The organism is Limnohabitans sp., from assembly GCF_040400975.1.
Classification (GTDB): Bacteria; Pseudomonadota; Gammaproteobacteria; order Burkholderiales; family Burkholderiaceae_C; genus Limnohabitans_A.
Map to the genome: position 1 here is coordinate 1 of NZ_JBBAPF010000116.1, position 1,361 is coordinate 1,361.

General features: G+C 56.6%; 2 protein-coding genes. One reads left to right on the forward strand and one right to left on the reverse strand.

From position 1 onward, the window contains the following. Positions 1-232: hypothetical protein (locus ABWQ00_RS16085; protein WP_353239667.1), on the forward strand; the 232-nt coding region annotated here is incomplete at its 5' end. Positions 233-389: 157 nt separating this feature from the next. Here ABWQ00_RS16085 and ABWQ00_RS16090 read toward each other — a convergent pair. Then, complete coding sequence (locus ABWQ00_RS16090; protein ID WP_353239668.1) at positions 390-1,070, reverse strand: hypothetical protein; 681 nt, start codon at positions 1,068-1,070, stop codon at positions 390-392. Positions 1,071-1,361: the final 291 nt, after the last annotated feature.

The following is a 1,361-nucleotide window of genomic DNA, read 5'->3' on the forward strand; positions in this document are numbered from 1 at the left end:
GGCCCTCGAAGTCAGCAATGCCTCCGACCGCAACGTTCCGCAGGCAGCAGTGTTTGAGCCAGCCAGCGCCATCGTGAGCCCTGACTGCTGCGCCATCGTGAGCCCTGACGGCTGCGCCAATGTGTTTTCCCAGGCAACATGCTGCCAAATTCTGATGTTATCAGCATGTCCCCGGGGACATGCTGAAAAAATGTTTTTTCAGCATGTCCCCGGGGACATGCTGAAAAAATGATTTTTCAGCATGTCCCCGGGGACATGCTGAAAATTCAAGGTTTGTCTGGAATGCCCCTGGCGTAATGCTCTAAATGCAATTTTTATTTTAGCTTGTCCCCAGGTTAATGCTGCTCAACCACCGCAGTGAGCAGTGCAATACGCCGTGCGATTCCAAGTCAACGGCGGCGCTTCAGCGGGTGTGCCGCCTGCTGGGCAAGGGTTTCCGCAGGTAGAAAAATTCTGCCCGCCAGCCAGAGATGATGCAATGCCGTGTCCAAGGCCAGCACCCTCTGCTTTACAAGGTGTTTCAGGTCCATCACAAACCGCTCAAGTGCAGACTTCGTGAAGCTGAGGAGGTGTGCACCCACCTTCGGCTGCCCATTGCGCAAGCCATAGCCCATCCAGCCCGCGCACCGACCGGCTGCTTTTGCCTCACGTAGGACAGCCTGCACATCCACACCGCCTATGAACCTGCAGTCGTCCTCAGCGAAGAAGACGTAGAGGACCGCAGGATTCGTGCTCCAGATGGCACGAGCCTTCGGAACAAAGCCACGCAAGAAAGACATAGTTACCACTGCGCTGGCAGAATGGACTCCGTCGCGTTGTCTGTTGTTCTGCAAGTCAATACCCTGGAAGCGACGCACCGCTGAGACAGGGAAGCCAGCGTCGACAAACGAGTCCCGCGCGGAAGTGAACAGTCCCAGTTGCAGCTCCCTTCGTATGGGACACAGCACAAGCACGCGCGCGCGATCCGCCAACGCAGACACGCGACACGAGATGGCGCCATCCGCCAACGCAGAAGCAAAGCGTCGCATCGCGGCAATCCTCTTTGCGTTTGTCTTGCGTCGCTGCAGCATCCCGGATTTGTTGTGCTCTTCCCGGACGTGCCTGTCACGGCAAGAACGCGCACTTTTCACAGAGGTATTGCTTCGGAAATCAGCGTTGCAACGGCTGCACACCACAACGAAGACGGGGGACATGTCTGCAAACACTGAAGTAAAAGTTTGCCGGCCCTGAAGGAGCCCAAATGCGTTTGCTGTTTTCCTCGATGAGGTACGAAAACTGCTGCGCGCTCAGTGACGCGGGAAGCCATCGCGAAGAAGCATACATTGATCTGTGCTGACGCGGGGAGCCACCGCGAAGAAGCA

Bases quoted from the DNA above. Each gene is read 5' to 3' on its own strand.
- ABWQ00_RS16090 (WP_353239668.1), bottom strand. From the start codon at position 1,070: ATGCTGCAGCGACGCAAGACAAACGCAAAGAGGATTGCCGCGATGCGA.